Source organism: Streptomyces sp. NRRL WC-3549 (genome assembly GCF_000721935.1).
Taxonomy (GTDB): Bacteria; Actinomycetota; Actinomycetes; order Streptomycetales; family Streptomycetaceae; genus Streptomyces.
The window spans coordinates 50132-58330 of the sequence record NZ_KL585442.1 but is presented as its reverse complement, the minus strand read 5'-3'; the positions used below and the strand labels follow the sequence as shown (position 1 = coordinate 58330).

Sequence of the window (8199 nt, the reverse complement as noted above, 5' to 3'; positions counted from 1 at the left end):
AGAGATGTGTATAAGAGACATGTCCGGGCAGACGGCCCCGGGGGGCCTCGGCCCTGGACCACCAGTCCCGCCCGTGCAGCCGGCTCATCAGGACGTCGTCGGCGTTGCCGCGCTGGGTGCGCAGGGAGACCCAGCGGTCGGCCGGGCGTACGGGGTGCAGGGTGGCGCGGCCTCCCCGCACCAGGTCCCAGCCCTCGCCCAGCAGCCGCAGGGCGAGGTCGGCGTCCTCGCGGAAGGCGCGGGGGAACCGTTCGTCGAACCCGCCGACCGCGCGGACCGTCTCGGTGCGGTAGGCCATGTCCGCGGTGGCCCAGGCCGCCTCCTCCAGGCCCGCCGTACAGCGTTCCCAGTCGGTGGGCCTGCGGTCCTCGGGCAGCGGCACGGTCAGCCGGCCCTGCACGCCCACGGTCCCCGGACCGGCCTCGGCCAGGTCGTGCGCGAGGCGGGCGCCCCAGTCGGGCCGTACGGTCACGTCGTCGTCGAGGAAGACCACCCACGGCGCGGCGACCTCGCGCAGACCCGCGTTGCGGGCGGCGGCCGGGCCGCGTCCGTGTGTGGCGAGGACCCTCACGCGGTCGGCCAGGGGTCCCGCGCCGCTCACGTCCAGCGGACCGTCGCCGTCCGGCCGGTCGTCCACCACGAGTACCTCGTGCGGCGGCGGATGGGCCGCGTCGGCGAGGGCACGCAGGCAGGCGTCGAGGCAGCGGCGTCCGATGGTGGGGACGACCACGGAGTAGGCCTCCGCCGGGTACGGCCGCTCGCCCTCGGCGGGAAGGCCTGCGGTCATCGGTCCCGGTACGCCGGCCGTCATGTGAACGCCTTCGAACGGCGGACCAGGAACGGTCCGATCGCCAGCAGGTCGACGGGCGCCGACCCGAAGCACTCCAGCGCCTCGCGCGGGTGGTCGACCATGGGCCGGCCCGCGGTGTTCAGACTGGTGTTGACGACGACGGGCAGCCCGGTGCGCCGTTCGAACGCGGTGAGCATCCTGGCCACGAGCGGTTCGCTGCCGCCGTCGACGGTCTGGATCCTGGCCGTGCCGTCCACGTGGACCACCGCGGGGATGCGGGGTCGCCAGGACTCGGCCACGTCGTGGACGAAGAGCATGTAGGGGCTGGGCAGTGGTCCGTCGAAGAGTTCCGCGGCCCGTTCCGCGAGGACCATGGGGGCGACGGGCCGGAACTCCTCGCGGCCCTTCACCGCGTTGAGCCGTTCCAGGTTCTCGGCCCGGCCGGGGTGTGCGAGGAGCGAGCGGTGGCCGAGCGCCCGGGGGCCGAACTCGGCGCGTCCCTGGAACCACGCGACGATGCCGTCCTGGGCCAGTTCCTCCGCCACGGCGGCGGCCACGTCCTCGGGTTCCTCGTAGGGCAGCGCCGCCGCCTCCAGCATCCGGCGCAGTTCCTCGTCGCTCCAGCCCCTGCCGAGCGCCGCGGTGGCCATCGGGCGCACCGGTTCCCGCTCGGCCGCCAGGTGCAGGGCCGCTCCGAGCGCGGTACCGGCGTCCCCGGCGGCGGGCTGGACCCAGACCGTGTCGAACGGGCCTTCGCGGTGCAGCCGGGTGTTGGCCACGCAGTTGAGGGCCACTCCCCCGGCGAGGGCCAGGCGCGTCGCGCCGGTCCGCGCGTGGAGCCATCCGGCGATGTCCAGGACCGTCTCCTCCAGGCACCGCTGGCCGCTGGCGGCGAGGTCGGCGTGCTCCTTCGTGTACGGCCCGCCGGGTTCCCTGCGCGGGGCGTACCGTTCCCAGTCGACCCCGGAGGCCAGGAATCCTCCGTCCCCCAGCCCGTGCACCTGCTCGGCGAGGCGGTCGGCGAAGCGGGGGGTGCCGTACGAGGCGAGGGCCATCACCTTGAACTCGTCGCTGCTGCGCAGGAATCCGAGGTGGTCGGTGAGGTCCTCGTAGAACAGGCCGAGGGACTGGGGCAGCCGCTGGGTGGACAGGACGTCCAGCCGGCCGCCGGTGTAGTTCCCGGCGAGCTGCGAGGCGCACTCGCCCCGCCCGTCGAGCACGAGCACCGCGCAGTCGCCCAGCGGCGCGGCGAGCCCGGCGGACGCGGCGTGCGCCACGTGGTGGGCGACGAAGCGGACCTTGGCGGGGTCGAGTCCGGGCAGCGCCTCGGCCAGGAACTCGGGGGCCCGCCGGGCGTACTCCTGACGCAGGTGGTCCCAGGGGTCGTCCAGGCCCATCCGTTCGGCGGGCTCGGCGAGCCCGGGGTCGTAGGAGTAGGCGACGGCGTCCAGGTCCGCCGGGGTCAGACCGGCGCTGTCGATGCACCAGCGGGCGGCGAGTCCGGGCAGTTCCCATGCCGAGAAGGGCACGGGGCGTTTGCCGTGCTTGCGCCTGCTGAAGCGCTCCTCCTCGGCGGCGGCGACGGTCCGCCCGTCGATCACGAGGGCGGCCGAAGGGTCGTGGAACAGGGCGTTGATACCGAGCACACGCATGCACAGGCTCCTTCAGAGGGTCCCGGCCGGGCGCTCGTCCTGGGTGCCGAGCAGCTCGGAGAAGTACGCGATGGTGCGCTCCAGCCCCTCTTCCCAGGACACGCTCGGCTCCCAGCCGAACATCTCGCGTACGAGTGTGGTGTCGGGCCGGCGCCGTTCGGGGTCGTCGACGGGCCGGTCGATGGAGACGATCCGGGAGGCGGAGTTGGTCAGTTTGACGACCCGGCGGGCGATCTCCCGGACCGTGGTCTCGTCGCTCCCGCCGATGTTGACGGGGCGTACCGACCGGCTGGCGGCCACCCGCAGGATGCCGTCGAGCGTGTCGTCGACGTAGCACAGCGACCTGGTCTGGCTGCCGTCGCCGGCGATCGTCAGGGGTTCGCCCGCGAGGGCCTGGCAGATGAAGGTGGGGACCGCCCTGCCGTCGTGGGCGCGCATGCGCGGGCCGTAGGTGTTGAAGAGCCGGACGATCCCGGCGTTCGTCCCCCGGGTGCCCGCGTGGGCGGTGACGAGGGCTTCGGAGAACCGCTTCGACTCGTCGTAGACGCTGCGCGGGCCGACCGGGTTGACGTTGCCCCAGTAGTCCTCCCGCTGCGGGTGCACCAGCGGGTCGCCGTACACCTCGGAGGTGGAGGCCAGCAGCAGGCGCGCGTCGTCCCTCGCGGCGACGCTCAGGATGTTGCGGGTACCGAGGCTGCCGACGTCCAGGGTCTCCAGCGGCATCCGCAGGTAGTCGGCCGGGGACGCGGGGCACGCGAAGTGCAGCACGAGGTCGTAGGGGCCGGTCAGCTCGTCGACGCAGGCGGCGTCCGACACGTCGCAGTCCAGGAAGCGGAATCCCGCCCTGTCGACGAGGTGGGCCACGTTCCGGGCCGAGCCCGACGACAGGTTGTCGGCACAGTCGACACCGACTCCGCCGTCCAGCAGGCGCTCGCAGAGGTGCGAGCCGAGGAACCCGGCTCCGCCGGTCACCAGTGCGCGCTGCCAGGGCAGGCGTTCGGCTGCTACCGAAGGCGTCATGTGCTGTCTCTCCCTTCCGGTGCGGGGCGCGGGAACGGAAACGGTCCTGCCGGCGCCCGGCCGGCCGTTCCCGCGCTCGGTTCTCATCTATGGATCCTGCCGAAGGACGGCTCCCCTGCATCTCGGGGCATACGGTGGGACGGAACCGAGGAAGGGCAAACGACGATGCGCCACGGTCTTCCCTCCGTACTCGACTCCCTGCTCCGCCCCCGCACCGCGTCGGGACGAGTGCTGGTCACAGGTTGGTTCAGCTTCCGCGACGGGGAGGTGACCGCCGGGGACGCCCTCGCCGAACGCGCCGTATCGGACGCGCTCGGCCGTTTGGGTGTCGCCCACGATTCGGCGTGGAGCCCGGTGTTCGCACCGGGCGGTCCGACGCTGGAGGAGGCGCGGCCGGAATCGTACGAGCAGATGGTGTTCGTCTGCGGCCCGCTGCACGGCGAGCAGATCCTCCGGCTCCACGAGCGGTACGCCGCGTGCCGGCGCGTGGCGGTCGGGGTGAGCGTGGTGGACGCGGGGGCGCCCGAGGTGGCCGGCTTCCACCGGGTCCTGGCACGTGACAGCGCCGGGGCGGGGCTGATGGCGGACCTGGCGGGCGCCGCCCGCTCCGAGCCGCCGCGGCCCCTCGTCGGGGTCGCCCTGACCCATGGTCAGGGCGAGTACGGGGCCCGGCGCGACCACGAGCGGACCTCGGAGGTGCTCGGTTCCTGGCTGGCCGGGCAGGACTGCGCGCGGGTGGAGGCCGACACCCGGCTGGCCCGTGACACCTGGCGGCTGTGCCGGACCCCGGACCAGTACCTCTCCCTGGTCGGGCGGCTGGACCTGATGGTCACCGACCGCCTGCACGGCATGGTGCTGGCGCTGCGGACGGGCGTACCGGCGCTGGTGGTGGACCCGGTGCGGGGCGGCGCCAAGGTGTCGGCGCAGGCCGGACTGGTGCGCTGGCCCGCGACGGTCCCCTGCGAGGACGTGTCCCCGGGCGTGCTGGACGACTGGTGGGCCTGGTGCCTGTCGCCCGCCGGCCGGGCGGCGGCCCGGCGCCGGCAGGCCCTGCTGCTCCGGGGCGCGTACGCCACCGGCGGCCTCCGGGACCTGGACAGCGGGCGCTGATTCGCGCGGCACCGCCCGTGCGCGGAGGATCGGCTGCGGGACCCGGCTCGGACGGCCGGGCGGAAGGGTCCCGCGGGCCCACACCCCGTGGTGCGGCCCGGGTCCGGCCCCCGACCGACGGAGACCCTGATGGCCGACAGCACCCTGCCCCTCCTCGTCAAGGGCTACGCATGGCTGCCCGACCGCCGGCGCAGGAGCGGGGGCGCGCCGGTGCGCACCCGGCTCCTGGGCAAGCGCGCGATCGCCCTGCACGGGCCGGCCGCCGCGCGGTTCTTCTACGACGGGAACAACATCCACCGCCGTACGGCCCTGCCGGAGCCCGTGATCGACACCCTCTTCGGCCAGGGGGCCGTGCACACCCTGGACGGGGAGGCGCACCGGGTGCGCAAGGCCATGTTCATGCGGCTGCTGACCGACCCCGTGCGGGTGCGGGCGCTGACCGAGGAGATCGCCGCCGCGTGGGAGGACGCCACCGCCGTCTGGTCCGGTCGCTCCCGGGTGGTCCTCTTCGACGCGGTCGCCCTGCTGCTCACCCGGGCGGTCCACTCCTGGGCGGGGGTGCCCCTGCCCGAGGCCGAGGAGGAGCGGACCGCCCGTGACCTGGTGGCGATGGTGGACGGCTTCGCCACACCCGGTCCGCGGCACTTCCGGGCCCGCCGGGCGCGGCGCCGGCAGGAGGCGCGGGTGGCGCGGCTGGTCGAACAGGAGCGTGCCGCGGCGGACGCCGGCAGCGCCGGGACGGTGGCGTCCGGCCTGACGCCGTTGCGCGCCGTGGCCCTGCACCGCGAGGCGGACGGGACGCTCCTGGACCCGCGTACGGCCGCGGTCGAGGTACTGAACATCCTGCGGCCGACCGTCGCCGTCAGCTGGTTCGTGACCTTCGCGGCCCACGCCCTGCACCAGCACCCCGAACACCGCGCCCCGCTGGCCGCCGACGAACCGGGGTACTCCTACCGGTTCGCCCAGGAGGTCCGCCGGTTCTACCCGTTCGCCCCGTTCATCGGGGGGCTGGCGGCCGAGCGTCTGGAGTGGCTGGGCCGGCCGGTCGTGCCCGGCACACTGGTCCTGCTGGACCTGTACGGCCAGAACCACGACCCGGACTTCTGGCCCCGGCCGTACGCCTTCGACCCGTCACGCTTCGCCGACGGCCCGCCGCGCCGGGACGACCTGGTGCCGCAGGGCGGCGGTGATCCCTGGACGGGGCACCGCTGTCCGGGCGAGGACATCACCCTCGCGGTGCTGGCCACCGTCTCGGTCCTGCTGGCCAGGCTGTCGTACCGGACGGTCGAGCAGGATCTGCGGATCCCGCTGAACCGGATCCCGACCGCCCCGCGCAGCGGGTTCGTCGTCGCCGACGTCCGCTGACCGGGCCCGGCCCTACCCCCGGGTCCGGGCGGCGCACTCGGCGACGACCGTGCGCAGGCTGCCGGAGCGCTCCAGCAGCTCCCGCTGGATACGGGCGCCCGTCCCCCGGGCCAGGAGGGCCTTGACCCCCTCTTCGGCCGCCGCGAGGTCGCCGCTCTCCTCCAGCGCGTCCCGTACGTGGTCGAGCAGGGCGTGGACCACCTCGGCGGCGGGCCGGGGGCGCATGGTCGGCGGGTGGAGCAGCCGGTCCTCCCGCCCGCGACGTCCGGCCTGCCAGGCGGCCATCCGCAGCGTGCCGACCGCGACCGGGTCCGGCGGGTCCCCCGCACGCCAGGCGCGGGCGGCGGTCTCGGCCAGACCTCGCACCAGGGTGGCCAGCAGCGTGGTGTCGGCCGCGTCGAGACAGACGTCGGCCACCCGGACCTCGATCGTGGGGTAGCGGTCGGAGAGCCGCGCGTCGAAGTAGATCATGCCCGGGTCGCGCAGCACCTCGGTGTCCAGCAGGGCCCGCACCTGGTCGTGGTAGGCCTGCGCGGAGCCGAAGAGCTCCACGGGGCCGGCCGAGGGCCAGCGGCCCCAGACCCTGCTGCGGTAGCTGCCGTAGCAGGTGTCCTGGCCCTGCCAGAAGGGGGAGTTCGCGCTCAGCGCGAGGAGTACGGAGAGCCATGGGCGGATCCGGTCCAGGACCGCGACGCCCTCCTCGTCCGATTCGACCGAGACGTGGACGTGGCAGCCGCACGTCAGCTGCTCCTGGGCGGTCAGCCCGAACCGGTCGGCCAGCCACCGGTACCTCTCGCCCGTGCCGATGGTGGGGCTGACGGGCAGCGGTGAGGTCGCCAGCGCCACCACCGTGGCCCCGGCCTCCGCGGCGCTCGCGGCCGCCTCGGCGCGCCACCGCAGGATCTCGGACCGCAGCTCACTCATCGAGCTGCGCGGTTCGGTGGCGAATTCCAACTGCTGGCGGTGGAGCTCCGACTCGAAGGCGGAGTCCCCTTCGGCCCGGCGCTCGGCGAGGGCCAGCACAGCCGTGGAGAGGGCCTGCGGCTCACCGCTCTCCTCGTCCACGAGCAGGAGCTCTTCCTCGACACCGACGGTTCGCACGTTGCGCATCCTTTCTGCCGTCGGCGGGATCCGGCGGCGGGGCGGACCGTCACGGCGAACCGGCTCGGAGCCGCTCGGAATGGTACGTACGAGCGTACGGCGAGGAGGGACGTCGGGCACGGACGGCCAGGGCCGGGCGGCGCCGACCGCCGCCCCCTCGGTGCGGGGCGGCCGTGACGGTTCTGCTGCCCGGTGGCGTCCGGGTCATGCCTGGCGCCGGGCCCGTCCGTGTGAGCAAGGACACCGCGCCGCCGACGCCCCCCGCGCACGGGGGAGTTGGGCCTTCGGCCACACGTACGGGGCCCGCCCGCACCACCGTCCGTTTCGCCGCACTCACGGCTGTTTGTGAAGATGTACGGCGCCGGAACGGCAGGCCCGACCGCGAGGAGGCCGCCTCCCGGCACCCGAGACTCCGCTTCCCGCTCCCCCGGCGGCCGCCGGGCGTCTGCCCCCGGCCCCCATCGAAATGTGCTGCGCTGTGCCTGCCCCCCGTGTGCCCGTCCCGTCGTCCGTCCGCTCCGCCGTGCCCCGCCGGAAGCGCGGCGGCAGTCCCTGGCGCTGTCTGCGCACGCCGAGCATGCGCCGGTGGTCCCTGGCCAACCTGGTGTCCAACGCGGGCACCTGGATGCAGCTCACCGTGCAGAACCTGCTGGTCCTCCAGGTGACGGGTTCCGCCGCCGCGACGGGCCTCTCGCTGGCCGTCCAGGCGGGGCCCGGTCTGCTGCTCGGGGTCGTCGGCGGGGCCGCCGTCGACCGGTGGCCCCGCAAGGTCACCGCGGCCGTCAGCCAGGCGGTGCTCGGGCTGGTCGCCTTCTCCACGGCCGCCCTGATCGGGCTGGACCTGCTGAGCATGCCCGTCCTGCTCCTCCTGGCCGCGGTCACCGGCACCGTGAACACCATCGACGGGCCCGCGACGGCCCTGCTGGGCAACGACCTGGTGCCGGCCGACGACGTCCCGTCGGCCATCGCGCTCGGTTCGATGGTGCACAGTGCCGGCCGGCTCATCGGGACGGTGCTCGCGGCGGTGGCGATCGGCACACTGGGTACGGCCTCGGCCTATCTGGCCAACGGCGTCTCCTTCCTCTTCGTGGCGGCGGTCATCCCCACGCTCAAGCCCGCCGCCCGGGCGCTGCGGCGGGTGCCGGAGTCCTCTCCCGCACC

General features: G+C 74.6%; 7 protein-coding genes. 3 read left to right on the top strand and 4 right to left on the bottom strand.

Annotated elements, in window-relative coordinates; translation table 11 throughout:
• The 3 genes from IH13_RS0133720 to IH13_RS0133710 form a co-directional block, all read right to left on the bottom strand.
• Positions 1–787 (bottom strand): glycosyltransferase family 2 protein (locus IH13_RS0133720; RefSeq protein WP_063837529.1); only part of this gene is annotated, 787 nt, incomplete at its 3' end.
• A 20-nt stretch (positions 788–807) separates the two neighbouring features.
• The gene (locus IH13_RS0133715) at positions 808–2442 is read right to left on the bottom strand and encodes a carbamoyltransferase family protein (RefSeq protein ID WP_031090547.1); all 1635 of its coding nucleotides are present in this window, start codon (positions 2440–2442) and stop codon (positions 808–810) included.
• 12 nt (positions 2443–2454) lie between these two features.
• A complete protein-coding gene (locus IH13_RS0133710; protein WP_031090545.1) occupies positions 2455–3462 on the bottom strand; it encodes an NAD-dependent epimerase/dehydratase family protein in 1008 nt (335 codons plus the stop codon).
• A 165-nt stretch (positions 3463–3627) separates the two neighbouring features.
• On the opposite strand from IH13_RS0133710, the gene IH13_RS0133705 reads away from it, so the two are divergent.
• Entirely contained in the window at positions 3628–4572 is a 945-nt protein-coding gene (locus tag IH13_RS0133705) for a polysaccharide pyruvyl transferase family protein (RefSeq protein WP_031090543.1), read from the top strand.
• Positions 4573–4701: 129 nt separating this feature from the next.
• Complete coding sequence (locus tag IH13_RS0133700; RefSeq protein ID WP_031090541.1) at positions 4702–5937, top strand: cytochrome P450; 1236 nt, start codon at positions 4702–4704, stop codon at positions 5935–5937.
• Positions 5938–5949: 12 nt separating this feature from the next.
• Here the strand turns inward: IH13_RS0133700 and IH13_RS0133695 are convergent, their stop codons facing one another.
• A complete protein-coding gene (locus IH13_RS0133695) occupies positions 5950–7047 on the bottom strand; it encodes a glutamate--cysteine ligase (protein WP_031090540.1) in 1098 nt (365 codons plus the stop codon).
• 568 nt (positions 7048–7615) lie between these two features.
• Here IH13_RS0133695 and IH13_RS0133690 point away from each other — a divergent pair.
• Positions 7616–8199 (top strand): MFS transporter (locus IH13_RS0133690; protein ID WP_031090538.1); only part of this gene is annotated, 584 nt, incomplete at its 3' end.

Bases quoted from the DNA above. Each gene is read 5' to 3' on its own strand.
- IH13_RS0133705 (WP_031090543.1), top strand. From the start codon at position 3,628: ATGCGCCACGGTCTTCCCTCCGTACTCGACTCCCTGCTCCGCCCCCGC.
- IH13_RS0133715 (WP_031090547.1), bottom strand. From the start codon at position 2,442: ATGCGTGTGCTCGGTATCAACGCCCTGTTCCACGACCCTTCGGCCGCC.
- IH13_RS0133695 (WP_031090540.1), bottom strand. From the start codon at position 7,047: ATGCGCAACGTGCGAACCGTCGGTGTCGAGGAAGAGCTCCTGCTCGTG.
- IH13_RS0133700 (WP_031090541.1), top strand. From the start codon at position 4,702: ATGGCCGACAGCACCCTGCCCCTCCTCGTCAAGGGCTACGCATGGCTG.
- IH13_RS0133710 (WP_031090545.1), bottom strand. From the start codon at position 3,462: ATGACGCCTTCGGTAGCAGCCGAACGCCTGCCCTGGCAGCGCGCACTG.